This is a genomic window from Gemella haemolysans ATCC 10379, from assembly GCF_000173915.1.
Taxonomy (GTDB): domain Bacteria; phylum Bacillota; class Bacilli; order Staphylococcales; family Gemellaceae; genus Gemella; species Gemella haemolysans.
In genome coordinates, this window is record NZ_ACDZ02000008.1 from 154,636 (window position 1) to 178,706 (window position 24,071).

General features: G+C 32.1%; 23 protein-coding genes. 5 read left to right on the forward strand and 18 right to left on the reverse strand.

Annotated elements, in window-relative coordinates; genetic code table 11:
* Positions 1-100 precede the first annotated feature (100 nt).
* The 5 genes from GEMHA0001_RS03180 to GEMHA0001_RS03200 all read right to left on the reverse strand — a co-directional run bounded on the left by GEMHA0001_RS03180 (position 101) and on the right by GEMHA0001_RS03200 (position 5,752).
* A complete protein-coding gene (locus GEMHA0001_RS03180; RefSeq protein ID WP_003144240.1) occupies positions 101-1,972 on the reverse strand; it encodes a polysaccharide biosynthesis protein in 1,872 nt (623 codons plus the stop codon).
* 329 nt (positions 1,973-2,301) lie between these two features.
* On the reverse strand, positions 2,302-2,553 hold the full coding sequence (locus GEMHA0001_RS03185) for a hypothetical protein (protein ID WP_003144102.1): 252 nt from the start codon (positions 2,551-2,553) through the stop codon (positions 2,302-2,304).
* A 2-nt stretch (positions 2,554-2,555) separates the two neighbouring features.
* Positions 2,556-3,518 (reverse strand): CdaR family protein, encoded by a 963-nt coding sequence (locus GEMHA0001_RS03190; protein ID WP_003144279.1) that lies wholly within the window; start codon positions 3,516-3,518, stop codon positions 2,556-2,558.
* An 11-nt stretch (positions 3,519-3,529) separates the two neighbouring features.
* The gene (cdaA, locus tag GEMHA0001_RS03195) at positions 3,530-4,336 is read right to left on the reverse strand and encodes a diadenylate cyclase CdaA (RefSeq protein ID WP_003144133.1); all 807 of its coding nucleotides are present in this window, start codon (positions 4,334-4,336) and stop codon (positions 3,530-3,532) included.
* Between the two features lie 267 nt (positions 4,337-4,603).
* Positions 4,604-5,752 carry a pyruvate kinase gene (locus GEMHA0001_RS03200; RefSeq protein WP_003144323.1) on the reverse strand — a complete coding sequence of 383 codons (1,149 nt, stop codon included), beginning with the start codon at positions 5,750-5,752 and terminating at the stop codon, positions 4,604-4,606.
* Positions 5,753-6,307: 555 nt separating this feature from the next.
* Between GEMHA0001_RS03200 and GEMHA0001_RS03205 the strand changes: the two genes are divergently transcribed.
* On the forward strand, positions 6,308-7,645 hold the full coding sequence (locus GEMHA0001_RS03205; protein WP_003144418.1) for an MFS transporter: 1,338 nt from the start codon (positions 6,308-6,310) through the stop codon (positions 7,643-7,645).
* A 237-nt stretch (positions 7,646-7,882) separates the two neighbouring features.
* On the opposite strand, the gene GEMHA0001_RS03210 is transcribed toward GEMHA0001_RS03205, so the two are convergent.
* Positions 7,883-8,977: an NAD(P)/FAD-dependent oxidoreductase gene (locus GEMHA0001_RS03210; protein WP_003144222.1), complete on the reverse strand. Its 1,095-nt coding sequence runs from the start codon at positions 8,975-8,977 to the stop codon at positions 7,883-7,885.
* 94 nt (positions 8,978-9,071) lie between these two features.
* On the reverse strand, positions 9,072-9,257 hold the full coding sequence (locus GEMHA0001_RS03215) for a DUF1310 family protein (protein ID WP_003144205.1): 186 nt from the start codon (positions 9,255-9,257) through the stop codon (positions 9,072-9,074).
* 473 nt (positions 9,258-9,730) lie between these two features.
* Here GEMHA0001_RS03215 and pepF point away from each other — a divergent pair, with 473 nt between their 5' ends.
* Together pepF and ung are read left to right on the forward strand one after the other, a co-directional pair.
* Positions 9,731-11,539 (forward strand): oligoendopeptidase F, encoded by a 1,809-nt coding sequence (gene pepF, locus GEMHA0001_RS03220; RefSeq protein WP_003144390.1) that lies wholly within the window; start codon positions 9,731-9,733, stop codon positions 11,537-11,539.
* Positions 11,540-11,777: 238 nt separating this feature from the next.
* Positions 11,778-12,521 carry a uracil-DNA glycosylase gene (gene ung, locus GEMHA0001_RS03225; protein WP_003144154.1) on the forward strand — a complete coding sequence of 248 codons (744 nt, stop codon included), beginning with the start codon at positions 11,778-11,780 and terminating at the stop codon, positions 12,519-12,521.
* A gap of 352 nt (positions 12,522-12,873) precedes the next feature.
* Here ung and GEMHA0001_RS03230 read toward each other — a convergent pair whose 3' ends face one another.
* Positions 12,874-13,512, reverse strand: a complete 639-nt coding sequence (locus tag GEMHA0001_RS03230) for a sunset domain-containing protein (RefSeq protein ID WP_003144341.1) — start codon at positions 13,510-13,512, stop codon at positions 12,874-12,876.
* A gap of 292 nt (positions 13,513-13,804) precedes the next feature.
* Positions 13,805-14,983: an acetyl-CoA C-acetyltransferase gene (locus GEMHA0001_RS03235; RefSeq protein ID WP_003144101.1), complete on the reverse strand. Its 1,179-nt coding sequence runs from the start codon at positions 14,981-14,983 to the stop codon at positions 13,805-13,807.
* A 226-nt stretch (positions 14,984-15,209) separates the two neighbouring features.
* Here GEMHA0001_RS03235 and GEMHA0001_RS03240 point away from each other — a divergent pair, with 226 nt between their 5' ends.
* Positions 15,210-16,058: a hypothetical protein gene (locus GEMHA0001_RS03240; protein WP_003144076.1), complete on the forward strand. Its 849-nt coding sequence runs from the start codon at positions 15,210-15,212 to the stop codon at positions 16,056-16,058.
* A gap of 208 nt (positions 16,059-16,266) precedes the next feature.
* Here the strand turns inward: GEMHA0001_RS03240 and GEMHA0001_RS08935 are convergent, their stop codons facing one another.
* The 9 genes from GEMHA0001_RS08935 to GEMHA0001_RS03290 all read right to left on the reverse strand — a co-directional run bounded on the left by GEMHA0001_RS08935 (position 16,267) and on the right by GEMHA0001_RS03290 (position 22,831).
* On the reverse strand, positions 16,267-16,764 hold the full coding sequence (locus GEMHA0001_RS08935) for a hypothetical protein (protein ID WP_003144352.1): 498 nt from the start codon (positions 16,762-16,764) through the stop codon (positions 16,267-16,269).
* Positions 16,765-16,878: 114 nt separating this feature from the next.
* A complete protein-coding gene (locus tag GEMHA0001_RS03250; protein WP_003144275.1) occupies positions 16,879-17,085 on the reverse strand; it encodes a CsbD family protein in 207 nt (68 codons plus the stop codon).
* A gap of 33 nt (positions 17,086-17,118) precedes the next feature.
* Complete coding sequence (locus GEMHA0001_RS08940) at positions 17,119-18,192, reverse strand: Asp23/Gls24 family envelope stress response protein (protein WP_003144087.1); 1,074 nt, start codon at positions 18,190-18,192, stop codon at positions 17,119-17,121.
* 26 nt (positions 18,193-18,218) lie between these two features.
* Positions 18,219-18,380, reverse strand: a complete 162-nt coding sequence (locus tag GEMHA0001_RS08775; RefSeq protein WP_003144288.1) for a DUF2273 domain-containing protein — start codon at positions 18,378-18,380, stop codon at positions 18,219-18,221.
* 11 nt (positions 18,381-18,391) lie between these two features.
* A complete protein-coding gene (amaP, locus tag GEMHA0001_RS03270; protein WP_003144100.1) occupies positions 18,392-18,970 on the reverse strand; it encodes an alkaline shock response membrane anchor protein AmaP in 579 nt (192 codons plus the stop codon).
* Between the two features lie 48 nt (positions 18,971-19,018).
* On the reverse strand, positions 19,019-19,258 hold the full coding sequence (locus GEMHA0001_RS03275) for a GlsB/YeaQ/YmgE family stress response membrane protein (RefSeq protein ID WP_003144395.1): 240 nt from the start codon (positions 19,256-19,258) through the stop codon (positions 19,019-19,021).
* Between the two features lie 512 nt (positions 19,259-19,770).
* On the reverse strand, positions 19,771-19,962 hold the full coding sequence (locus tag GEMHA0001_RS03280; protein WP_003144152.1) for a CsbD family protein: 192 nt from the start codon (positions 19,960-19,962) through the stop codon (positions 19,771-19,773).
* A 419-nt stretch (positions 19,963-20,381) separates the two neighbouring features.
* Positions 20,382-21,650 carry a hydroxymethylglutaryl-CoA reductase, degradative gene (locus tag GEMHA0001_RS03285; RefSeq protein ID WP_003144378.1) on the reverse strand — a complete coding sequence of 423 codons (1,269 nt, stop codon included), beginning with the start codon at positions 21,648-21,650 and terminating at the stop codon, positions 20,382-20,384.
* An 11-nt stretch (positions 21,651-21,661) separates the two neighbouring features.
* The gene (locus tag GEMHA0001_RS03290) at positions 21,662-22,831 is read right to left on the reverse strand and encodes a hydroxymethylglutaryl-CoA synthase (protein WP_003144381.1); all 1,170 of its coding nucleotides are present in this window, start codon (positions 22,829-22,831) and stop codon (positions 21,662-21,664) included.
* Positions 22,832-23,296: 465 nt separating this feature from the next.
* Here GEMHA0001_RS03290 and GEMHA0001_RS03295 point away from each other — a divergent pair, with 465 nt between their 5' ends.
* Positions 23,297-23,923, forward strand: coding sequence for a superoxide dismutase (locus GEMHA0001_RS03295; protein ID WP_003144226.1), 627 nt, complete (start codon positions 23,297-23,299; stop codon positions 23,921-23,923).
* Positions 23,924-24,071: the final 148 nt, after the last annotated feature.

Sequence of the window (24,071 nt, forward strand, 5' to 3'; positions counted from 1 at the left end):
GTGATTTGAAAAAATCTTGTTTCTTAGAACTCAAGATTTTCACATCATTCCCATAGCTAGAAGAGCGACTCAAAATTACTTTTGAGTCGCCCTTCTTTTTTTATCCATTATAACAATTTATTATTTCAAATAACTTGCTACATATTTCTTCATTTGTTGAATGTCCTAGCATTGATTTTAACTCTACTAGTTTTTTATCTAATTCCTCAACGTCAATATCTAAGGTTGTATTTTTATAGATCATTTGGTTATCTGTCTTTTCACTGCTTTCGTAATCAAGCGATAACTCTTCATACATTTTCTCACCGGGTCTTAGACCAATCTCTTCGATGTCTATATCTTTATATGGTTCTAATCCTGATAGTTTAATTAAGTTTGTCGCAAGATCTATAATTTTTACAGGTTCTCCCATGTCTAATAGGAATATTTCCCCTTCACTTGCGTAATATCCAGCTTGTAGTACCAACTGCGCCGCTTCTGGAATCGTCATGAAATAACGAATAATATTTCTATGTGTAATTGTGATAGGTCCACCTTTTTTAATCTGTTCTTTAAAGATAGGAATAACAGAACCATTTGAACCTAATACATTACCGAATCTAACCGCAGCGAATTTCGTTTTATACTTATTACCTTTTGATTGTAAAATAATCTCTGTTAAACGTTTCGAAGCGCCCATAGCATTCGTAGGATTTACCGCCTTGTCAGTAGAAATCATAATAAATCTTTCTACTTCTTTTTCGATGGCTACATCCATAACATTTTTTGTCCCAAAGACATTATTTTTAATTGCTTCTTGTGGACGACGTTCCATTAAAGGTACGTGTTTATGTGCTGCCGCGTGGAACACTACACTCGGTTTATACTTATCGAATACCTCAGCTAAAGCCTCTTTTTCACGAATACTTACTATTTCAGAAATATAGTTTATATTCTCGTATTCCTTACTATGTGATTTTTCAAAATCTAAATCACGTTCTAACATATATAATGCATTCTCGTTAACATCAACTAAGACAAGTTGACTAGGTTTGAATTTGAATATTTCTCTTACAATCTGGCTTCCAATCGAACCACCAGCACCCGTAACAAGGATACTCTTTCCTTTAATATAAGAACGAATCTCTCCTTGAGAAAGCTTCACTTCTCCACGCCCTAATAAGTCCTCGATAGATACATCTTTTAAGTGTTTAGAAATACTCTCTCCATCTTCTACAGCAACACCAGAGCTCATTACCTTAACACTAACATTGGCTTCTTTCAGAACATTTAATATTCTATTTTTATTATAGGCACTAATCGAAGGAATAGCTAAAAATACTTGTTCTACTTCGTATTTTGGAATAAGTTTTAGTATTTCATAAGTTGTCCCAACCACTGTAACACCACTGATTACAGAATTTTTTCGATTATCATCTATAAGTCCAACTACATTAGCACGGAAAATATTATTTTTAGATAACTCTTTTAATAATATGTATCCAGCATCTCCTGCACCGATTATAAATGTATTTTTATAAGTACTAGATCCATACTTACCAGCTTCTCTTTCACGTAAGGCACGATATAACATTCTTGTAAACATCATACCCGCTATTATTAATAAAGGTGAGAAGATAGCAAATCTAACATTTGAGAATGTATCAGGTAACATGTACTGATAAAGGATACTCGTAATCAAGTCCCCTAGAACTACTGAAATACAAATATTTACTATCTCATTAACACCTAAGTATGACCATAATGATTTATTAGTACCAAATAAATAAAAACTAATTGTATATATAACGAGTGAAATCACTAGAAATTCTAATATCTCAACATAATGGCCATTTAGCATCGCAAATGGATCGGATGCTTTACCTAAAAATATCGATGCTACTACACCTAATGCAACCGTCAATAAGTCCAGTAACATAATAAGTTTAAATCTATGATTTATATATATTTTTGATGAAAATAGTCTATTCATAACATCTCCTACAAATTTACCAAAGAGCTTTAAGATTGACTAAACCCAAATCCTAAGTAATCACAATAGTTTATCTATATCTAAATATCGAAAAAGATACTTATGATAATCAATAAACTATGCGGGGAACAGGGAGTGACTCAAAAATCGTGATTTCAAAGAAATCGATTTTGTCGAGTCACCCCCGCAAAGTTTATTAGATATCTAAAAAGCTTTTATAAAGCGAATTTAGATATCAATAAACCACTGCGTCTATGAGTTTTCATATACACGTTGTTAAAATTTAGGTCTTTTGGATCAACCCCCGCCCCTCAGCTCTTCTACATATTTTAAAACAATCTATAACCAAAGTAACATGTCGCAGCAATTATAATACATAATATCAAAATGCTAATTTTTCTAGTTTCCTTGATTACTTTTATCTCTACTATTTTTTGAACTATTAATATAGTTATAGCTACGAAAATCGCTGTAGTCTTAATCCTTTGATTTTCTATAAACATTGTCGCAATTATTATAGCTAAACTAAAAACTGTAATAAGCATATTAACAGCCATAAATATTAATTTTTTATCCGCCATAATTATTTTTTCCTTATCTTGATTGTTACTTTAACAATCGGTGTATCCGTCGCAATTCGAATATTTTCTTTAGGATAAATCTTCAAATTACTTCGTTCTTCTGTTTCTTCTTTAACATCACTTAAATCGACATCAACGAACATCTCTGACACTCTAGCCAACGTAGCTTCATCTTCCGCCCTAATAGCTACTTTAGAAACATCAGCAGTCGCACTAATAAGCTCGAATTCTGGAGGAAGACTACCTATAGTGTTTACTTCTAGTGGAACTTCTTTTTCGATATTCTTCAACTCTATATTCATAACTGTTGAACTTGGTTCTATTTGAATATCCTCGATTTTGTTATAGTCACTATCGTATGCTACTAACTTAGCTTCTTCTCTAGTATTTCTATTAAGCTTCGTACGAGTATCGCTCTCAGCACGAACCTCATTTATTCTATTAAGACTTTCTATCGCACCAGAAATCTTGACTGTTTCATTTGTCACACTAAGATTATCTACTTCATATCCAATCAGTAAACGTTCTTTCTTAACTACCGGTGTAACTCTAAACTCTTTTGTTGCTTTTTCTCTAATAGATATAGTTATAACAGACGGTTCTGCGGTACCATCAACACCTTTTTCTAACCCATCAATCTCAATTCTAACCTTTTGATCATCACCTATTTGAGCATTTCTAAGATTTAACTTCGCCTTGAAGTTTTTAGCAACACTTTCTTTTTGAACTTTTGTTTTCGTTCCAGATAATTTCACAGATACTGTATTAGGAATACCTACTACATAAAGCTTATCTCTATCATAATCAACATCCAATAGCACATCACTTACCCAAGCTGTTGCATTATCACTGCTACTATCTCCAAGAACCGAAAAGTTTTTAAAATTCTCATTAACCGATAGGAACAATAATATCGCTATTAAAAATGATATTAACTTTAACTTATTATTTTCTTTTAGTTGCATAATATCACCTCTTATTTAATTATTTTTTCTTGCTGTTTCCAATTTTTCGCCAAGTAATCAGCTAAATCGTCTGTTGAGTAATCTGATGTTAAGATTCCATTTTGACAAACACTAATCTTCCCTGTTTCCTCTGATACGGCGATTATTATAGCATCTGTAACTTCAGATAATCCTAATGCAGCACGGTGTCTTGTACCATAGCTACTAGCTATCGATCTATTATCCGATAAAGGAAGCACACAGCTTGCAGCACGAATCTTATTCTCATCGATTATCATAGCACCGTCATGCAAAGGTGTATTTGGAATAAAAATATTAATTATAAGTTCATTTGTCACCTCGGCATTGACCGTAATACCACTTTCAACGTATTCATCAAGACCTGTATTATTTTCTAGTACGATTAATGCACCTATTCTTCGACGTGCCATATGTCTAGATGAATCAACAACAGCCTTTATAATCTGTTCAGTCGAATTTTTCTGAACATCTTTATAGTTAATATTGAAGATATTAGACAGCTGTACCCTTCCTATGTATTCAAGAGCTCGTCGTAATTCCGGTTGGAATATAATCATTATACCTAATACTCCCCAAGTTACTACTTGTTCAAAAATGTATGTCATCGTTCTAAATCCGATGAAGTTAAAGAATATTTTTAGTCCAATAACAATTAAAATACCTTTAACAAGTTGCATACCACGAGTACCTTTTAATAAACTCAATAGCTTATAAACTAAAAACCAAACTAATAATATATCTAATAGATGAATAATTAGTGTTAGCGTACTTACTCCTGATAAGTATTCAGCTATCATAAATAATCTCCTTCCTTTAATTAATAATATCTCGCTACGCATATAACCCTTATTCTTATGCGTATAGCAGTCCACTTTCAATTATATCATAAAATGCAAGCGTTGTGCTATTTTTTATAGAAGAAAAAAGAAGATATTTTACAATTAACATATGCAAAATATCTTCAATATACTTTTTATAATTTTAGCTTTTAGTTATTCCTCACTAAATAGTAGCTTATATCCCTTGTAGCATTGAGTTTATCCCTGTAAACTATCATTAGTTCACTAATCAACCTTACTTATGTATACGAAATCCGTAGGTGGCACAGTACCTTTTCCAGTATCTGGTTGACCAGCAGTTATTAGGATAGAATCTCCAACTTCAGCTAGTCCAACTTCTTTAGAATATGCAGAAGCATTACTTAGCATCTCTTCCATACTCAACATTTTAGGTTCAATATATGGTACTATTCCTCTAGTAATAATTAATTTTCTAGCACTTTCCCTATCAGGTAAAACCGCTAGCACAGGTATATTTGGACGATACCTAGCGATGAAACGGGCTGTTGTTCCTGATTTTGTATAAGTTACAATATTTTTTACATCAACTGCTTCTAAAAGATGTTTTGTCGTCATAGAAACAGCATGAGAGATACTCATTTTATATTCAGCCACTTCAAATCTTTCTGCATCAACAGCATTATTTTTTTCAACAGTTCTTATAATTCTATCTACTGTTTCTAGGGCTTCACATGGATAATCACCAATCGCAGTCTCCTCTGTTAACATTACCGCATCAACACCGTCGAAAATTGCATTCGCAACATCAGACACTTCAGCTCTAGTCGGTCTTGGATTGTAAACCATAGAATACAACATTTGAGTAGTTAAAATTACTACTTTCGCAGCTTCATTAGCTCTTCTTACTATTTCCTTTTGAATTCCAGGTAAATCTTCATACGAAATATCCACCCCAAGTTCATCACGATTAATCATAATCGCATCTGCAATTTCCAGTATATCATCAAGATTGTCATAACCATCTTTACAATCTATCTTAACAATAATCCCTATATTTTTTCCATGTGACTTAATAAGCTCTTTTACCTTTGTAATCTCTTCTAAGTTCCCAACAAAAGGACACGCAACGAAGTCTACATCATTTACGCAGGCAAAGTCTACATTCTCCTCATCTATTCTTATAAGTTTATATTTATTTTTCGCATAAATATGATCCACATCATATATTATAGCTAAATCTCTCCCCACTTCTTCTCTTAGTGCTTTAACCTTCTCTATTCTTTCTACATTTTGTTCATTACTCCCATAGTAAGAATCTATCAATACAGCATCCGCTGCACCTTCCACTATTTTTCGTAATACTTTATCTGTAGCATCACCTATAGTAGCTATTATTTTAGAATTTCTAATCATAATTCTTCACCTATCCATATCATTATTTCATATTTTATTATAGCACAGCAAAATATAACATACCATATACTAAAGATTATAACAGATTTCTACCGCATTTATTAATATAATAAATATTTTTACTAAAAAGCTATAGTTTAATTATATTAAAATTCTATAATTACAATAATATCATTTTCAAATCCCATTTCAAATTATTATAAATTAAAAAAATATAACTATATATATCGTTTTCAAAAAGAGTTATATTTTATTAAATAAAAGAAAAAATCTTACCTTGTTTGTAAGGTTTTTTCTTACAAAATAGCTTACATTTGTAGTTGTTTTTTAGCGATAATTATGCAAAATATTTATAAAGTTTATTTACCTATAAGTTTTATTTAAAGGATATAGTAGCTTCTCTAAAAATCGAGACTATAAAAAAAATAATATTACCTAATATTTTAAAAACTATTGACAACATCCACTCTGTAGTATATAATTTTACATACTGATATAACACATAGTTTTCAGTTATTAAAATTTATATATACTATATTTAGGAGGAACATTTTTATGTTATCATTTTTAAAACCTAAAGCTAAATCACATACAGTTCCTGCCGATAAAGTTATGCCAACATATAAGAAATTAAGATTTATTTCTTTCCTTGGAGTGTTCCTTGGATACATGGCATTCTATATTGTTAGAAATAACATCAGTTTATCGAGTAGTGACCTTAAAGCATCTTTAGGAATTTCTAAAACTCAAATGGGTGCAATCATGAGTTACATGTTACTTGCATACGGATTAAGTAAAGGATTCATGAGTAGTTTATCGGATAAAGCAGATCCGAAAAAATATATGGCTCTTGGACTTTTCCTTTGCGCATCTGTAAACTTAGCACTTGGAGTTAGTCACACTGTATTCTTAGTATCAATCTTAGTAATTTTACTAGGACTTTTCCAAGGTATGGGGGTTGGACCAGCATTCATCACACTTGCAAGCTGGTACCCTAAAAAAGAACGTGGTCGTATGACTGCTCTTTGGAATATTTCCCACAACATCGGTGGAGGAATCGTAGCAAGTATCGTTACATTAGGATTCTTCATCTTTGGTAAAGAACACTGGAAATTAGCATACTACGTATTCCCAGCGATTATCGCTATTATCTTCGTTGTTATTATCCTTGTATTAGTTAAAGGAAAACCAGAAAACGAAGGTCTACCAACTATGGAAGAAATCACTGGTGAAACACAAAAAGTAGAAGTAAAACACGTACCAGAAGAAGCTGCAAACTTAAGCGCAGGGCAAATCTTCATAAACTACGTATTAAAAAATAAACACGCTTGGTATGTATCTCTAGTTGATACATTCGTATACTTAATCCGTTTCGGATTAATTTCTTGGCTTCCAATTTACTTATTAGAAACTAAAGGGTTCACAAAAGGACAAATGGGTATCGCCTTCACATTATTCGAGTGGGCTGCTATTCCATCAACACTTCTTGCTGGATACCTATCTGATAAAGTATTCAAAGGTTACCGTATGCCTCCAGCAATCGGTGCAATGGTTATCATTTTCTTCTGTCTAATCGGATATTGGGAAAGTACTTCTCTAGTATGGGTAATCGTATTTGCCAGCCTTTCTGGATGTCTAATCTACGTACCACAATTCTTAGCATCAGTTCAAACTATGGAAGTTGTTCCATCATTTGCTGTTGGTAACGCAGTTGGTCTAAGAGGATTCATGAGTTACATCGTGGGTGCTTCATTCGGTACTTGGTTCATCGGATTCGTTGTTGACCGTGTAGGATGGTCTGGAGGACTTTACGTACTTCTATCATCTGCAGTTCTTTGTATCGTATTCGCAGTATTAAGTCACCGCGGAGCTAAAGAATTAGCACATAAATAATTAAAAATTTAAAACATCAAAAAGCACTGAACAAAATCGTTCAGTGCTTTCTTATTATTAGGGGCTGACCCAAAAGTCCTAAATTTTAACAAAGTGTATATAAGAACTCATAGGCGCAGTGGTTTATTGACATCTAAATTCGCTTTATAAAAGCTTTTTAGATATCTAATAAACTGTGCGGAGGTGACTCGACAAAACCTTGTTTCTCCGAAATCACGATTTTTGAGTCACTCCCTCTTACTTTCGTGTTATATAGTTTTCGATATTGTAATCTCGTGGATCTAATTCTATATCATTTCCTAAAATTATATTCGCTACACTATAGCCAATTATCGGACCTGTAGTTAAACCAGAAGAACCAAGACCACTAATCGCATAAACATTTTCTAATGTCGGAACCTCACCAAAGAACGGAGAATAATCACTAGTATAAGCCCTAATTCCAACACGTTCATTTATTATCTGTGCAGTTCTCAATTCACCTAAGAAGTTCTCCGCTTCTTCACCAAAAGCATCAAGTTGCTGTTTATCAACAGTTAAATCAAAGCCCATATCATTTTCGTGTGTCGCTCCAACACTAACAACACCTTTTTCAAATGGAATAATATCCAATTCACCCTCAGGCATAATAACAGGATAAGATCCTGTATTTTCATCAGAAACTTTATAATCTCTTAGTTGACCTTTTTGCGGACGAACATCAACATCAAAACCAAGAGGCGCTAGCATATCTTTTAACCACGCACCAGTCGCAAGAACAACAGTATCAAAAACCTGTCCATTAATCTCGTATTTATCCTCCACAACCTTTAGACTAACTTTTTCCCTAACGACATTAGCTTTCGAGGCAGTAAGTAAAGTATTAACGAATCTCTCTCCTTCTACACGTCCACCACCACTCGCGTACAATACATCTCCATTATTATCAAAGCTAGGAATGATTTTTTGAACCTCTTCTTTTGAGATTATCTCTAAATTCCCTATCATCGGTGATAATTCTTTACGACTTTCAGCAAGTTCTTTTAACTCAGGTAGTTTATCTTCATTTTTTTTCAATAAATATACTCCACATTGTGAATAAAAGTCAGTATTATAGCCATCAATCTCTAAATCTTTAACTAATTTCAAATAAAAATCCGCACCAAGTCTCGCCATCTTATACCAAGGTTTATTACGTCTCTTAGAAAACCACGGACTTATAATCCCAGCAGATGCTTTAGTCGCTTGACCCAAACCATGATCAAAAACTACTATTTCATTTTTTTGTTCTTTTGACAAATAATAAGCACATGTAGCTCCTACTATTCCCCCACCTACTACTGCTATTTTCATAAGATACCTCGCTTTTTTTAATAAATCTACTAATTAAAATTATAACTCAAAAAATTTATAGAGTAAATACAGATATTACCCTCTCTACCCTCATCTATTGAGGAATATTTTTTCTATTTACTCTTATTTTCTTTATCCTGTTACCTTCCGTTATACCTTTCATAGTATAACTACCATCTATTTTATAACTTTTTATTTTCCCTTCTGGTGTCAGAGCTTTTCTATCCAATAATTTTAGTATATGTTCTAGCCCTGTTTTCGCCTCTTCTCCATGTACCATCTTTTCTACTTGGTCTGCATCTTTTTTCTCTTGATATTCATTCCAATATTTTTTACCTGTTATTAATACGCTATTATTGCTATTACCAATACTATACTTATCAATACTTTCTTCATTTTCCTATCCTTCCTTTTCTACTAACTTTTCTAACCATAGTCGCCCTTTATTATTATTGCATGGAAATATGTTTTGTATTTCTATATATTATTCTTTTTCTATTATATCATATTTCTCACCATAAAAAATAGAACACCAAATCTCACTTATTAATTGAAATTGATGTTCTACTTTACGATACTCCTATTCCTCTTATGTCTACTTCTCCTGCACTATTTTTCAACACTTCTTTCATTCTACCCTAAAATAAATAATTAGCTTTACCTATCTACTATTATGTATTATAATTATTATTAAGTTGCTTATAGGCAACTATCAATCGATATAATTCGACTTATTTACGCAGGAGGTAAACTATGACTGAAATGAAATTAATACCAAGAAAAGAAGTTGAAGAGAAATATACTTGGGATATGACTCTTCTATACAAAACTGATGAAGATTTTAAAGCGAGCCTTGAGAATATTAAAAAAGAAATCTTAGATTTCAAGGCTACTTACGAAGGAAAATTAACAGATCACGCTACTTTAGATACTGCCATTAAAAAATACGAAGAACTTTATGAAGAATACTATAAACTATCTCACTACGCTGAGTTACCAATGGCGGTAGATAGATTTAATGACAATGTAGTGCAAAATGTAACACTATTTGAAGATGTTTCTACTTTATGGGCAGGAAATTTAAGTTTCTTCGATACTGAACTTGTAGAACTAGATGAACAATTCATTAAAGATTTCGTGAAAAACTATCGCCCTGATTTAGAATACTACTTCGAAAAAATCGTTCAGGAGAAAAAACATACATTATCAAAAGAAGCTGAACAAGTAATCGCAAACTACGAGAGCCTTCCTGGTTATTTCAATCTATACGAGGTAACTAAACACGAAGATATGCAATTCGACAGCTTCGAAGCAAATGGAAAAACTTTCGAAAATAGCTTCGTACTATACGAAAACTTACACGAAATGGATAATGATACTGAAGTGCGCCGTAATGCTGCGAAAAGTTTTTATAAAACATTAAATGCTTATAAGAATACTTCAGCAAATGAGTATATTTCACAAATCAAAAAAGAAAAAATGCTTGCTACAATGCGTGGTTATGATAGTGTTATCGACTACCTATTAGCCGCTCAAGATGGTAACCGCGAACTATATGATCGTCAAATCCGTACTCTTATGACAGATTTAGCACCTCATATTCGACGTTACATTAAACTTCTAGCTCGTGAACACAAAATTGAAGATATGCAGTTTGCAGACTGTAAAATTAACCTTGATCCAGATTTCGAAGTTGATATGACTATCGACGAATCTCGTTCTTACCTTAAAAAAGCACTTGGTGTTCTTGGTGAGGACTATGTTAAAATGATTGATGAAAGCTATGACAAACGTTGGACTGACTTCCCTCAAAACATCGGGAAAAGTACTGGTGGATTCTGTGCAACAGTTCCTAATGTAGCTGGATTTATCCTACTTTCTTGGACTGGAAAAATGAATGAAGTTTTCGTTCTTGCTCACGAGCTTGGACATGCATATCACTTCATGAGTACAGGAAAACACCAAACAATGTTAAACAACGATTGTCCACTTTACTTCGTTGAAGCTCCATCAACTTGTAATGAGGTTATCGTATCTAACTATCTACTAAAAACTAATACTGATGCTCGTTTCAAACGTTGGGTTATCAGCAACATGATTAGTAGAACATACTTTCACAATATGGTAACACACTACTTAGAAGCTGTTTATCAAGATAGAATCTACAAAATGGTAGATAACAATGAAATGTTAACTGCTGATGTTCTTTCTGAAGTAAAACGCAACGTTATGGAAGAGTTCTTTGGAGATAGTTTAGTAGTTAATGAAGGTGCAGAGCTTACTTGGATGAGACAACCTCACTACTACATGGGATTATATCCATACACTTACTCTGCAGGATTAACAATTGGTACAGCTATCGCTAATAAAATCGATAATGACAGTTCTTATGCTGACACTTGGTTAAATGTTCTTTCTAAAGGAAGTAGCATGTCAGCACTAGATCTTTCTAAACTTGCAGGTTGTGATGTAAGTACTGATGAACCACTTAAAGAAGCAATTGCTTATGTTGGTCACCTAGTAGATGAACTTTACAACTTAACAGATGAATTAAATAAATAAGGAGTGACTCAAAAATCGTTATTTCGTAGAAATCGATTTTGTCGAGTCACCCTTGCACAGTTTATTAGATATCTAAAAAGATTCTATAAAGCAAATTTAGATATCAATAAACCACTGCGTCTATGAGGAGTGACTCGATAATATTGATTGTAAAAAATTAATTTCGTCGAATCACTCCTATTCTATTATATATAACTATGATATACTTTAACAAAGTAGTAATTTGAAGGAGTTTTATATGCATAACAGTTGGAATGAAGTAATAAAAAATTATCCAAAAATAGATGAACTTAATGAATTGATAAAAAAAATAGATGAAAAACGTCTTACTACAACAATCTACCCTCCAAAAGAGCAAGTTTTTAGAGTTTTTGACTTAGCATTAGAAGATATTAAAGTCGTAATATTAGGGCAAGATCCTTATCATAATCCTGAACAGGCATGCGGATTAAGCTTCTCTGTAAATGATGGCGTACCTCTTCCTAAAAGTCTTATAAATATTTATAAAGAGCTTCATGATGATTTAGGGATAAATCCGGCAAAAACAGGAAATCTTGAATCTTGGTTTAATCAGGGGGTATTTCTTCTTAATGCGGTTCTTACTGTTGAAAAGAATTCTCCTGCGAGTCACAGCAAGATGGGATGGGAAAATTTTACAGATTATATAATTGAAACTATTTCTGAAAAAAATGAAAATGTAGTCTTTGTTTTATGGGGAGCTTACGCAAGAAGTAAAAATAAACTAATTGATCCTTCAAAACATTTGATTATTGAATCGGCACATCCAAGTCCATTATCCGCATACCGTGGCTTTTTCGGAAGCAAAGTTTTCTCTCAAATTAATGATTATTTAGACTCTCACGGCAGAGGAAATATAGACTTTGAATTGAAAATGAAAACAAATGAGCAAATTTCATTTTTTAAAATATTTTTAAAAAATTTTAAGTATATTTTAAGTAAGAGATATATAATGAGTACCTAAACAAAAGTAATGAAATTTCATTCTTAACGACACTTGTCGTTTCTCCCTTTTAAGTTTGAAATTATTTTTGTTTAAACCAATATTTCGGTTAATTCTTTATGATATTAACAGATAATAAAACTTTTTAATTTTTTTCATAATGTGGCTTGTCGCTCCCTAGGCAAGCCATTCTCCCTTTTAAAGAGTTGAAAGACTCTTTTGTTATTTGTATATAAGATTAGATATAAACAAGCAAGAAATTGCTTAGAACTTAATTTAGTTCACCCGAAAAACGTGTTCCCCAAACACGTTTTTTTATTATATTTTAAAACAAAAAAACCTCAGACATATGTCTGAGGTTTTTCATCATTTATTATGCAGCTCTTCTATACCCTGATTTTTGGGCTGCCTCTTCTGAATTGAAGACTAATAGGTTTTTAGCTGCAATATTATTGTAAGAAGGATGTGTTGGTGTATAGTAATAACCACTCTTTTTACTAGCTCTAACAATAACCTTTCTAGGTTGTTGCCCCTGTTGTTGTGGTTGTTCATTTTGAGCTACTTGAACAACTTCTTTTTTCTCACTATCACTTTCATCTATTCTTTTTTTAGATGGGGATGGCGGAGCTATTTGTTGTTCTTTATGTTCTGTTGAATTTTCTTCTTTTTTCTCTTCAGAAGATTGTTCTTCTACTTTTTTATCACGCTCTTCTTTTTTCTCTTGGAAAGTTTTTCTTTGTTCTTCTTTTCTAGCTTCACTAAAATGATTTGTCATTAGCATTGTTAACATCATAACAAGTGCACTTACAGCACCTAAGACAACTTTTTTCAAACGCGTTTTTCGTTGAATAAGTTTCACAATAGGTGGACATAATAGTATAAAACTTAATACAAATACGACAATAGCGTATCTAATACCATGAGTAAACACCATGCTAAGTGATATTATCATAAATACTAAAAAGATAAACCACAAAATAACTTGTCCATGTTCTTTCATGAATTTATTCACAATATTTCTCCTTAAAAATAATCACTTATCTATTTTAACACTTTCTTAGCTAATAGACAATTATTTTTATAAATAACTTTAACTTTCATGAAATTTAAACCTTTTCAAATGAAATTATCCCTTATATTCTATTCTTTTAAAAAAGTTTATATATGAATTCATAGTCTTAACAGTGATTTATCAATATCTAAATTCACTTTAAAAAGTTTTTAGATATATAATAATCTTAGTAGAGGGTGAGTCAACAAAATTGATTGATCCGATATCATGATTTTTGAATCACTTACTGTAATTATTTTCTAGAAACAACCATAGAGATACCTTGACCTCCACCTATGCAAAGTGAGCATAGTCCTTTTTCTTTGTTGTCTTTAATTAGTGCATGTACTAGTGTAACTAAGACACGACAACCACTCGCTCCTATTGGATGTCCTAACGCTATTGCACCACCACGCGTATTAACCTTAGTCGAATCTAGGTTTAATAGACGTGTTACAGCTATAGATTGTGCCGCAAAAGCTTCGTTCATTTCAAATAAATCAATATCTTCTATATTTAAACTTAATTTTTCTAGTACTTTTTGTGTTGCAGGTACTGGCCCTAGTCCCATTACCTTATTATCTAAACCTGTTGAAGCATAACCTTCAATGTAACAAATAACATCTAAACCTAGTTCTTTGGCACGTTTTTCACTCATTAGAATAACACAAGCAGCTCCATCATTAATTCCCGAGGCATTCCCCGCTGTCACAGTTCCATCTTTTTTGAAAGATGGTCTCAGTTTAGCTAGACTTTCTAAGCTACTATTAGCACGAACGTATTCATCTGTATTAAATATAATCTCCTCACGTCTAGTTTTAATAGTTATAGGTACAATTTCATCAATAAATAGATTATTCTCAATCGCTGAAGCCGCCTTTTTTTGACTCGCTAGAGCAAATTCATCTTGTTCTTCTCTTGTAATACCGTATTGCTCTGCGATATTTTCGGCAGTAATACCCATGTGATAATTCTCAAAAGCATCTGTCAAACCGTCATTAATTATAGTATCTTCTAATTCAAAGCTACCAAGTTTTTGACCAAAACGAGCATTTTTCGTATAATGTGGCGCCGCACTCATATTCTCTACTCCACCACAAACTACGATATCATTGTCTCCTACCATAATAGATTGAACCCCAAGAACAACGCTCTTTAGTCCTGATCCACAAACTTTATTGACAACAAAGGCGCTTTTCTCTTTTGGAATACCTGCATTAACAGCAATTTGTCTTGCTACATTCTGCCCAAGACCAGTCTGCAATACATTACCGAATATAATTTCATCAACAAGATTTGGATCAAGATTTACACTTTCTAATGCTTGTTTTACAAGATCCCCACCGATTTTCGCTGCAGAGATATCTTTTAAACTTCCTCCAAAACTTCCTATAGCAGTTCTTTTCGCACTTACAATAGCAACTCTATTCATGTTTTTTTTCTCCTAAATTTAGTTTACTAGTATATTTTACTATAAAAATCACACTTCATCAAATAATGTAACAAAACTATGTTAATCCTAAAAATCACACTAATGTAACATTCGTTAAATATTTTCGTAACATAAATGTAATATATTTGTAATAAAACATTGTTTTTTGTAATTTAAGGATGTATAATATAAATATAAAGAAGTTATATAAAAGAAGGTGGATAATATGAACAAACTTCTAAAAACAACAGGTATATTTATTTTAGGAATAGGGCTTATAACTAGTTGTACAGATAAGGTAGCACAAAAAATTGATAGTAACAATAATAATATAGCTAGCGAAGTAGCAACTACTGAAGAAACAACAACTTCTTTAGCTAACCTACAAAAAGAAGTTGAACATATTAAACAAACAGATAGTAACGTTAGTTCAAATATTATTAATAACAAACCTACAACTCAGGTAGCAACTCCTGCTAGAAAAAACACTACAATACAACAAACTACTCAGACTGGAAAACATGACTTAACTAAAGCCGGAGAGATTTTACAACCTATGGCATACGGAATGTTAAACTTAAAAGGTAGCAGTACTGCTAATGTAGTTCGATTTATCGCTAGTAATGATGGTAGCGATAATGTGGTAAAACTAATAAACTTGACTAAAGTATTGGACTTACTAAACACATACAATGCACAAACATTCCATAAACAAGACGTACTACAAAGATTACAAAATGATAAAAAAATTGAATTTGTTCAATTAAATAATAGAGTTACTGATTTTAGCAAACAAAACTTAGAAAAATTGATGAATCATAAAAATAAAGTTGTATACTTCGCAAAAGATCAAGTCTTCTTAGTTAAAAGTGATATTGGTTACGGTGGGGCCACTGACGCAATCTTCATGCCGGTGGAAAAATGGGAAGTTAAAGGAGACAGAGTTCTTATTCCATACGAAAATATCGCTACTAGAAAACCTGTAGGTATGATGACACTTCGCTTAAACAATAAAAACTACGAAAGCGGAGCAAATAGAACAATGTATTACGTAGAAAAATTCGAATTATATTAAAAAAAATAAAGGGCATCGTCATTTTACATGGCGATGTTTTTTTACGTTAAGTTAAAATCGATATCCTGGGAACATCTTTACTGAAATAATATAAAAATAGGTAACCGACTTAAGTTCTACTTTTGCCAGTTACCTATATAGATTCCTATTTAATATTACTGAGATTTACTAGTTTTCTAATAAAAGAATTTGATAAATAATAGTCTTATTATTTAACCATTTTCTTTACATCTTCAATAGCATCTTCAGCAGCTTCTTTTACATCTTCTGCCACTTCTTTTACTTTAGAAAATAGTTTTCCAGCGAACCCTTCTTCTTCAACAGCTTCTTTAGCATCTTCTACTTTATCTGCTGCTTCATCTTTCACGTCTTCCGCTACTTCTTTTGCATCTTCCACTTTGTCTGCTGCTGCGTCTTTCACGTCTTCCGCTACTTCTTTTGCGTCTTCTACTTTATCTTCTGCCGCATCTTTTACATCTTCTGCTTTGTCTGCTGCTTCATCTTTCACGTCTTCCGCTACTTCTTTTGCATCTTCTACTTTATCTTCTACAGCATCTTTTACATCTTCTGCTTTGTCTGCTGCTGCGTCTTTTACGTCTTCCGCTACTTCTTTTGCATCTTCTACTTTATCTTCTACAGCATCTTTTACATCTTCTGCTTTGTCTGCTGCTACGTCTTTTACGTCTTCCGCTACTTCTTTTGTCATCTTCTACTTTATCTTCTATAGCATCTTTTACATCTTCTGCTTTGTCTGCTGCTACGTCTTTCACGTCCTCCGCTTTATCTGCTGCCGTATCTTTTAATTCTACTGCTTTTTCTACTACTGCATCTTAACGTCTGCTGCTTTATCCGCTACTACACTAGCTACATTTTTTACACCGTCAAATGCATCTTCTGCTGCTTCTTTTACTTTTGAAACTACTTTTTCTGTGAATCCTTCAGCTTGTAATTTCTCATTACCTGTTAATTTTCCTAATCCTTCTTTTACTGAACCTTTTAATTGATTAAATTTGTTTTCTAATGACATAATAGTGCCTCCTAAATATTATTCTTTATATCTTTATTTATCTTTTTTTACCATGTTTTTTACGCCGTCATAAGCATCTTCTACGGCATCTTTAGCATCCTCTGCAGCCTCTTTCACTTTTGAAAATAGTTTCCCCGCGAATCCTTCATCTGCTTTGTCCGATGCTACTTCTTTTGCTTCTTTTACTTTGTCTGCAGTTGCTTCTTTTACATCTTCTGCTTTTTCTACTACCGCTTCCTTAGCTTCCGATGCTACTTCTTTCGCTTCTTCTACTTTGTCTGCTGCTGCGTCTTTTGCTTCTTCTGCTTTTTCTACTACTGCTTCCTTAGCTTCCGATGCTACTTCTTTCGCTTCTTCCACTTTGTCTGCTGTTGCTTCTTTTATATCTGATGCTTTTTCTACTACTGCTTCCTTAGCTTCCGATGCTACTTCTTTCGCTTCTTCTACTTTTTCTGCAGTTGCTTCTTTTACATCTGATGCTTTTTCTACTACTGCGTCTTTTACATCTACAGCTTTGTTTACCACTGCATCTTTTACATCTACAGCCTTATCTACAACTACTTCAGTTGCATCTCCGACTTTCTCTTTAACTGTTGAAAATCCATCACTTATACCTGCTTTAGCTGATGTAAAGGTATCAGATGCAAATTCTCCTGTTGATTCAACAACATTAGACACACGATCTTGTAAACTTACTGAATCTGCTTCATGTTGTTCCTTAGTTTTAATATCGATTACATTGACATTAACTTCTACAACTTCTAATCCAGTCATTTTGTTTATATCAGTTGTAATCACTCGTTTAATTTCCTCAAAAATTTCAGGAACACTTTTTTTATACTCAACTATGATATTTAAATCAACAGCTACTTGTTCCTTACCGACTTCAATATTAACACCTGATGTAACATTATCAGTATTAATTAATTTATCTGTTAAATTTGAGAAAAAACCTCCATCAACTGCTAGTAATCCTGAAATATTTTCTAAAGCTTGACCGATAATTTTTTTAATTACATCATTATCAAATGTCAATTCTCCTCTTGCTTCACTATTACTTGTAGTTAATTCTTTTGTTTCTACATTATTTTCATTTGGATTAGACATATATCTTTTCTCCTAATTACAAATTTTTATATTTTGTTTTTTATATAATATCCTGTTACAATTCCTAGTGCAGCGAAAATCAAAACAAAAATAGTTTTGAAAAATCCTAAGAACAGAATTAAACAAGCTAGAAATGCTCCCAATAATCCTGATACAACAGTGTATTGATGTTTTTTTAGCCATTCCATAATTTATGTCCTCACTTTACACGACTTGTACTCTTTTTAGTTACTTTTTTCTGAATATCTGAAACAGAAATCTTAAGTTTTACAGCTTTATCTATACCAAAAAACTCAACCAATCCATTTTTTATTCCATCTCGAATCTGATCACTCTTCTGAATAATATTCTCTGAAGAAGCTGATTCCCCTTTTACATTAATAAGGCATTTATTTCTTCTACTATTTATTTTTACCGATGGATTATTAATTAATCCTTGTTCAATCACTAAATTTTTAACAAATCCTTCAATAGCTGAATTTGTTAGTGATAATTTACCACCTTTATCAGATAGTTTTACTTCTAAATGTTGTTTAGGATAAAATGCTATTACTAATATTGAAAGAATTATCAATGTTGATAATACTAATGCTCCCCAGAAAATATATCTAGAAAGATAAAATTCTAAGAAAGAAATTTGTTTCCAATCAAATAATTGTAAATCTAAAAATTGTGGATCTAATCCGCTAACATTATGATACTCTATCATAATGGGAACCATAACTGTTAAAGCTAATAGACAAACAATAATAGAAATTATTTTTTTTGCTTTAGTCATTTTAAACCTCCTTTCAAAAATTGACTATTCATTTATAGAAAAAATGTTTTAAGATTTTTTCCCAAAGAATATTGATACTATAGTTACTACAATTACCGCACCTAAGATAGAAGGAATTAACGCCATCCCACCTAGGCTTGGACCCCAAGCTCCAAATAATGATTGTCCTACTGATGAACCTACTAAACCTGCGATAACATTAGAAATGATACCCATGGCTCCGCCTTTTTTTGTGATTCCGCCAGCTACAAACCCTATGAAACCACCTACTATAATTGACCAAATCATATTTATTTCCCCTTTCCTTACTTATTTCCTATAAATATTTACGTACTAATAACAAATATTTATATAGATATAATACATCACTTTTAATCTTAAATCAAAATTACTGCTCACAGAATTTAAAAAAGTTTTATAATTTATGTTGAAACATTAATTAACTGATGATTAAAACAGCTTCTATCATAAATATATATTTTAAAAAATAAATCGAAAGTTACTATAAAAATAAGGTTTACATAAATTTTAAATTATTATTTTTAATATTTTAATTAGAAACAAATTATAAAACTCTTTGTATAACAGTTTTACTGATTTTAATTTATAAGTATTTTTTAGAAACAATCGTAATTAAAGTAATTATTTATTACTCTTTAAAATTTGTTATAAAAAAATAGGTGATTGGCCAAGTTTTCTTTACTTCCGCCAATCACCTATAGTACAAAAATATTGAATCTCTTCCTTCGTTAACTTCAATTCACCGATGTCCTAACAAAAGAATTCAATAAATATTCGTCTTATTTTAATTTATCTTTAACGTTATCGATAACGCCTTCTACTGCTTCTTTAGCATCTTCTGCTGCTTCTTTTACTTTAGAAACAACTTGTTCTGCTAATCCTTCACCTTCTAATGATTTATCTCCAGTTAATTTTCCTAAACCTTCTTTAACCGATCCTTTGATTTCGTCGAATTTGTTTTCTAATGACATAATTTTGCCTCCTGTATACTACACATCAATTTTCTATTAATTGAAATTAAATATACTTTTTCTTTAAATATTTTTTATAGATATTAATTTGTTAATTTCTATACTTTATATAATATATCATTTAAAACTATTAATCAATGAAACTGCTCACAAAAGTTTTATTATTTATCATAAAACAGTACAAAAAGATAACAAGAATAGTATTTTAAGCACATTTTTACGACGATAAAAGATCTTGTTTTAATAGTAATTTCGATTTATTCTTTGAATATTTCTATCTTAAACAGATGCTTCTATTCTTGTTAAACAGTTTTTCGGAATTAAATTTATTAATCTTTTTTAGATTTATTCATAAAGAACATAGATTTTACTCAATTTATCAAATAAGAGAGACTAGGAATACTAATCTCTCTTTAATTTTATTTATTGCATCTCTCTACTATTTTCTTAGCACTAGCTAAGTTCATGTGTTTTTCTTTTCTAAGTTCTTCTACGATTAATTCAATATTATCATTAGTAGCACCAGCTAAAATCGCTAAAGATTTCGCGTGTAATTTCATATGACCTTTTTGAATTCCATCTCCTACCAACGCTTTTAGCGCCGCTAGATTCTGAGCTAATCCAACAGAAACAAGTATACTCGCTAATGTTTTCGCATCTGGATTGTTCAATAATCCTCTGGAAACTTTTACAGTGGGATTGATTCCAATAGATCCACCTACACTAGCAACCGGCATAGGTGACGTGATTTCCCCTATAAGCATCTTAGCCTCTTCATCACAACGCCAAGTAGAAAGTCCTTGGTACTTACCATCTTTAGCTGCGTAGCTTTGACATGCCGCTTCTATAGCTCGCCAATCATTTCCACTCGCTATTACAACACTATCAATACCATTGAAGATACCCTTGTTGTGAGTTGCTGCTCGATAAACATCAGCTTTAGCAAATTTACTAGCTAGCTCGATTCTTTGCGCAAGATACTCTCCATTTTCTCCTAAATTTTCAAACGGAATAGCACATTTCGCTGTAACTAGTGAACGTGTCGCATAATTCGATAAAATCGCCATTAAAACTACACCCTCAGTTAGTGATTCTAAGGAAACTTTAAGTGCCTCTAGCATAGTATTTAACATATTTGCTCCCATCGCCTCTAAAGTGTCAACGATAAGGTAAACAACTACAAAATCCGTTCCATCTTCTGATAGAACTTTAACTTCAATATCACGAGCACCTCCACCACGAGCCACGATAGACGGATAAGCTTCATCCGCCGTTTTTAAAAGCAAATCTTTACTTTGTAAAATACGTTCTACCGCTTCATCGGTGTCAGCTATATTATATAAAGCTACATGCCCTACCATCTTCCTATCTAGTACTTCTGTTTTGAAACCGCCAGACTTCGCTACGATTTTCCCAGCATTACTACAAGCTGCAACTACCGATGGTTCTTCCGTAACGAATGGCACCACATACTCTTTATCATCAACGACAAAATTTGGCACAACGCTAAAAGGTAGCGAGAAAGTTCCTATTACATTCTCAACCATGTTATTAGCCATATCAAAGTCTAAAACTTCATTATTTTTTAAAACAGAAAGATATTCTTCACTTAAAATATCAGCTTGTTCAATAACCTCTAAGCGTTCATTAATATTTTTTTTATAAAATCCACTCCAAATTTTTCCCATGATTTCCCCTGTTAAAATTGTTTTTTATATACTCGCTTGTGATTTTCTATTTTTTCTAAGACAAATCTGCTTTCATCTTTAATATCCGAAATATCTAAGTTTCCTTCTTCGTCCACTGCAGTATCTCTGAAGAACATTTTTTCGTATTCATCTATTGAAATACGTGTTCTCTTACCGAAATCGTCAAAACGATTATTTCTTAATTGATTCTTATAACCTTCTACTAGAGTTAAACTGAATACTTCCGCAACAGCTCCACTTCCATAACTGTATAAACCAATCTTGTTCCCTGCTTCTAATGTGTTATTATTCTCAAGTAATGATAATAAACCTAAGAATAGAGATCCTGTGTATATATTACCTACACGCTGGCTATATAATATAGACTCATTAAAACGAGTAAGTAATTCTTCTTTCTTCTCTTCTTCAGCTTGTTCTAATAATAGAGTTAAACCTTTTAATCCTAATTTAGGATATGGAAGGTGTAGACATACCGCTGAGAAGTCATTAAGGCTTTGTTTAGTTTTTTCAATATATCTATTCCAAGTAGTTGTTAAACAATCAAGGTATTGTTCAGTAGAAAATCTTCCTTCTACAAAAGCATATTGTGAATAGTTCGGACGCCAGAAGTCCATAACATCACGAGTTAAACAAACATTATCATTGTTGAATTCTAAAATTCTTGGATTACTACTTACTAACATAGCACAACTTCCTGCGCCTTGTGTAGATTCTCCAGAAGATTTAACACCGTATTTCGCAATATCACTAGCGATAACCAGTACTTTCGACTCTGGGTTATTCATAACATGATTTTTAGCAAAATCTAATGCCGCAGTTGCTCCGTAACATGCTTCTTTAACTTCGATAGCACGTACAAATGGTTGAATATCTAATAGCCCGTGAATAAATACTGAAGAAGCCTTACTTTGGTCAACTCCAGACTCAGTTCCTACGATAATCATATCAATTCTTTCTAAATCATCTTTGTCTAGTATATCATATGCAGCTTGTGCTCCAAGAGTTACTATATCTTGAGACACAGGAGGAATACTCATTTCTAGTTGTAATAAACCTTTTGTGAATTTATCAGGTTCAATTCCTCGAGCCGTTGCTAAATCACGAATATCTAAATAGTAATTCGGCATTGCAAAACCAATCTTATCAATTCCTATTTTCATTATCTAATTCCTTTCGATTAATTTCGAATTATTTATCTATACAAATTTTCCAATTTTATTATACTATTAAACACTTAAAAATTAAAGTCTAATAGCCATAAACTTACTTTCATGATTAAAATTTTCATGCAATACTATTGTATAAAATTTTTCCAAATTAGTCCATAGATAGCCATTAAAAAACTATAAAACTTAAAGAAATCTATTATAAAATAAAATTGAAATTACAAGTATATCAAAGTCCATATTTTAGTTATAAATATTCTAAATTTTACATATAATAATTTTTTAAGTAAATCACTAAGAAAATACCACTTTTTTCTCTCTAAAATATTTTCTTTCTCTCCATTAAAAAATATTCTCTTTTGAATTAAAAAATTTTTTGTAAGCATTTTTGTTGTTTATTTTTAATATTTTTCATATAATAATAATATATTTACAAAAAACTCCGGGAGGACAATTACTATGACATTTAAATTACCTGAATTACCTTATGGATTCGATTTCTTAGAACCAGTTATCGACGCTAAAACTATGGAAATTCACCACGACAAACACCACGCTGCTTACGTTAACAACTTAAACGCAGCTTTAGAAAAACACCCAGAATTCGAAGCTAACTGCATCTGTGGTCTATTAAAAAACATTGATAGCGTACCTGCTGACATCCGTCAAGCTGTTATCAACAACGGTGGTGGACACCACAACCACAGCCTATTCTGGCAATCACTAACTAAAGCAGATTCTTCTGAATTCGCTGGATTAGTTAAAGAAAAAGTTGAAGCTGAACTTGGTGGATACGAAGAATTCGTTAAGAGCTTCTCAGCTGCAGCTGCTACTAGATTCGGTAGTGGTTGGGCATGGCTTGCTTTAGATAAAGAAGGTAAATTAGTTGTTACTTCTACAGCTAACCAAGACTCTCCATACTTAACAGGTCTTACTCCAATTCTTGGATTAGACGTTTGGGAGCACGCTTACTACCTAAACTACCAAAACCGTCGTCCAGACTACATTAAAGAATTCTTCCGTGTTGTAAACTGGGATTTCGTTAACGAACGCCTAGCTAAACACTTAGAAAAATTAGGTAAATAATTACATAGATAAAATAGCATCTAGGAAATCTAATTTCCTAGATGCTTTTATTCAGCAGTTTCTAAAGCAAATATTCAATTTCAACATAATCACTTATAACTTTATTTATTCTAATCATAAGGTCTGTATTATCTACAGATTTTCTTGT

What these genes read in the sequence shown, in the direction of transcription:
- GEMHA0001_RS03180 (WP_003144240.1), bottom strand. Translation starts at nt 1,972, where the DNA reads ATGAATAGACTATTTTCATCAAAAATATATATAAATCATAGATTTAAA.
- GEMHA0001_RS03185 (WP_003144102.1), bottom strand. Translation starts at nt 2,553, where the DNA reads ATGGCGGATAAAAAATTAATATTTATGGCTGTTAATATGCTTATTACA.
- GEMHA0001_RS03190 (WP_003144279.1), bottom strand. Translation starts at nt 3,518, where the DNA reads ATGCAACTAAAAGAAAATAATAAGTTAAAGTTAATATCATTTTTAATA.
- cdaA (WP_003144133.1), bottom strand. Translation starts at nt 4,336, where the DNA reads ATGATAGCTGAATACTTATCAGGAGTAAGTACGCTAACACTAATTATT.
- GEMHA0001_RS03200 (WP_003144323.1), bottom strand. Translation starts at nt 5,752, where the DNA reads ATGATTAGAAATTCTAAAATAATAGCTACTATAGGTGATGCTACAGAT.
- GEMHA0001_RS03205 (WP_003144418.1), top strand. Translation starts at nt 6,308, where the DNA reads ATGTTATCATTTTTAAAACCTAAAGCTAAATCACATACAGTTCCTGCC.
- GEMHA0001_RS03210 (WP_003144222.1), bottom strand. Translation starts at nt 8,977, where the DNA reads ATGAAAATAGCAGTAGTAGGTGGGGGAATAGTAGGAGCTACATGTGCT.
- GEMHA0001_RS03215 (WP_003144205.1), bottom strand. Translation starts at nt 9,257, where the DNA reads ATGGTACATGGAGAAGAGGCGAAAACAGGGCTAGAACATATACTAAAA.
- pepF (WP_003144390.1), top strand. Translation starts at nt 9,731, where the DNA reads ATGACTGAAATGAAATTAATACCAAGAAAAGAAGTTGAAGAGAAATAT.
- ung (WP_003144154.1), top strand. Translation starts at nt 11,778, where the DNA reads ATGCATAACAGTTGGAATGAAGTAATAAAAAATTATCCAAAAATAGAT.
- GEMHA0001_RS03235 (WP_003144101.1), bottom strand. Translation starts at nt 14,983, where the DNA reads ATGAATAGAGTTGCTATTGTAAGTGCGAAAAGAACTGCTATAGGAAGT.
- GEMHA0001_RS03240 (WP_003144076.1), top strand. Translation starts at nt 15,210, where the DNA reads ATGAACAAACTTCTAAAAACAACAGGTATATTTATTTTAGGAATAGGG.
- GEMHA0001_RS08935 (WP_003144352.1), bottom strand. Translation starts at nt 16,764, where the DNA reads ATGACAAAAGAAGTAGCGGAAGACGTAAAAGACGTAGCAGCAGACAAA.
- GEMHA0001_RS03250 (WP_003144275.1), bottom strand. Translation starts at nt 17,085, where the DNA reads ATGTCATTAGAAAACAAATTTAATCAATTAAAAGGTTCAGTAAAAGAA.
- GEMHA0001_RS08940 (WP_003144087.1), bottom strand. Translation starts at nt 18,192, where the DNA reads ATGTCTAATCCAAATGAAAATAATGTAGAAACAAAAGAATTAACTACA.
- GEMHA0001_RS08775 (WP_003144288.1), bottom strand. Translation starts at nt 18,380, where the DNA reads ATGGAATGGCTAAAAAAACATCAATACACTGTTGTATCAGGATTATTG.
- amaP (WP_003144100.1), bottom strand. Translation starts at nt 18,970, where the DNA reads ATGACTAAAGCAAAAAAAATAATTTCTATTATTGTTTGTCTATTAGCT.
- GEMHA0001_RS03275 (WP_003144395.1), bottom strand. Translation starts at nt 19,258, where the DNA reads ATGATTTGGTCAATTATAGTAGGTGGTTTCATAGGGTTTGTAGCTGGC.
- GEMHA0001_RS03280 (WP_003144152.1), bottom strand. Translation starts at nt 19,962, where the DNA reads ATGTCATTAGAAAACAAATTCGACGAAATCAAAGGATCGGTTAAAGAA.
- GEMHA0001_RS03285 (WP_003144378.1), bottom strand. Translation starts at nt 21,650, where the DNA reads ATGGGAAAAATTTGGAGTGGATTTTATAAAAAAAATATTAATGAACGC.
- GEMHA0001_RS03290 (WP_003144381.1), bottom strand. Translation starts at nt 22,831, where the DNA reads ATGAAAATAGGAATTGATAAGATTGGTTTTGCAATGCCGAATTACTAT.
- GEMHA0001_RS03295 (WP_003144226.1), top strand. Translation starts at nt 23,297, where the DNA reads ATGACATTTAAATTACCTGAATTACCTTATGGATTCGATTTCTTAGAA.